At 53.2% G+C, this 1373-nt stretch carries 1 protein-coding gene; it reads left to right on the top strand.

Annotated elements, in window-relative coordinates; genetic code table 11:
• Window positions 1-147 precede the first annotated feature (147 nt).
• A protein-coding gene (locus EG57_RS0225080) for an IS3-like element ISSen4 family transposase (RefSeq protein ID WP_085950818.1) occupies window positions 148-1268 on the top strand; the annotation gives its coding sequence in 2 pieces (ribosomal slippage) (window positions 148-406 and window positions 406-1268; 1122 coding nt in all).
• The last annotated feature ends 105 nt before the right edge of the window (window positions 1269-1373 follow it).

The following is a 1373-nucleotide window of genomic DNA, read 5'->3' as shown; positions in this document are numbered from 1 at the left end:
GGCCAGTACACCCCCAGCGAGCATCACCGCAATTGCATTCACCGACTGGAATAGTGCTGTACGTACTTCAATATTGTGACCTGCTCCCCGTTGATTAGTACACCCCGATGTTAGTAATGTCTTCATAAGCCACATGAGGACATCCCCATGAAGAAGCGTTTTTCCGACGAACAGATCATCAGTATTCTCCGCGAAGCCGAAGCTGGGGTACCCGCCCGTGAACTCTGCCGCAAGCATGCCATTTCCGATGCCACGTTTTACACCTGGCGTAAGAAGTATGGCGGTATGGAGGTGCCTGAAGTTAAGCGCCTGAAGTCGCTTGAGGAAGAGAACACCAGACTCAAGAAGCTGCTTGCCGAAGCCATGCTGGATAAAGAGGCGCTTCAGGTGGCTCTTGGGCGAAAGTACTGACGACAGACCAGAAGCGGGAAGCCGTGATGTTGATGTGTGATGCGACCGGTCTGTCGCAACGTCGTGCCTGCAGGCTTACAGGTTTATCCCTGTCGACCTGCCGCTATGAGGCTCACCGTCCGGCTGCTGATGCGCATTTATCAGGGCGCATCACTGAGCTGGCACTGGAGCGCAGGCGTTTTGGCTACCGTCGTATTTGGCAGTTGCTGCGCCGTGAAGGGCTTCATGTTAATCATAAGCGCGTGTACCGGCTTTATCACCTCAGTGGCCTGGGCGTAAAACGCAGAAGACGTCGTAAAGGGCTGGCAACAGAACGTCTGCCGCTGCTCCGTCCGGCGGCGCCCAATCTGACCTGGTCGATGGATTTCGTCATGGACGCACTTTCCACCGGTCGCAGGATCAAGTGTCTTACCTGCGTCGATGATTTCACAAAGGAATGCCTGACGGTCACTGTTGCCTTTGGGATTTCAGGCGTTCAGGTCACGCGTATTCTGGACAGCATTGCACTGTTTCGAGGCTATCCGGCGACGATAAGAACTGACCAGGGGCCGGAGTTCACTTGCCGTGCACTGGATCAATGGGCCTTTGAGCATGGTGTTGAGTTGCGCTTAATCCAGCCGGGCAAGCCAACGCAGAACGGATTTATTGAGAGCTTTAACGGACGATTTCGCGATGAATGTTTGAATGAGCACTGGTTCAGCGATATCGTTCATGCCAGGAAAATTATTAATGACTGGCGGCAGGATTATAACGAATGCCGCCCGCACTCCACGCTGAATTATCAGACACCGTCTGAATTTGCAGCGGGCTGGAGAAAGGGTCATTCTGAGAATGAAGATTCCGACGTTACTAACTGAGTGTTGTATCTAATCGTGGGGGCAGGTCATTACCTCTGAAGTTAAGGCGCGGGCGTTACGACTTGGCGTTGAGTTGATAGACCGGGATGAGTTGCAAAATCTGTG

Origin of the sequence: Clostridium drakei (assembly GCF_000633595.2) — a bacterium.
GTDB classification, from domain to species: domain Bacteria; phylum Bacillota; class Clostridia; order Clostridiales; family Clostridiaceae; genus Clostridium_AM; species Clostridium_AM drakei.
This window is presented reverse-complemented; position numbering and strand designations above follow the sequence as displayed.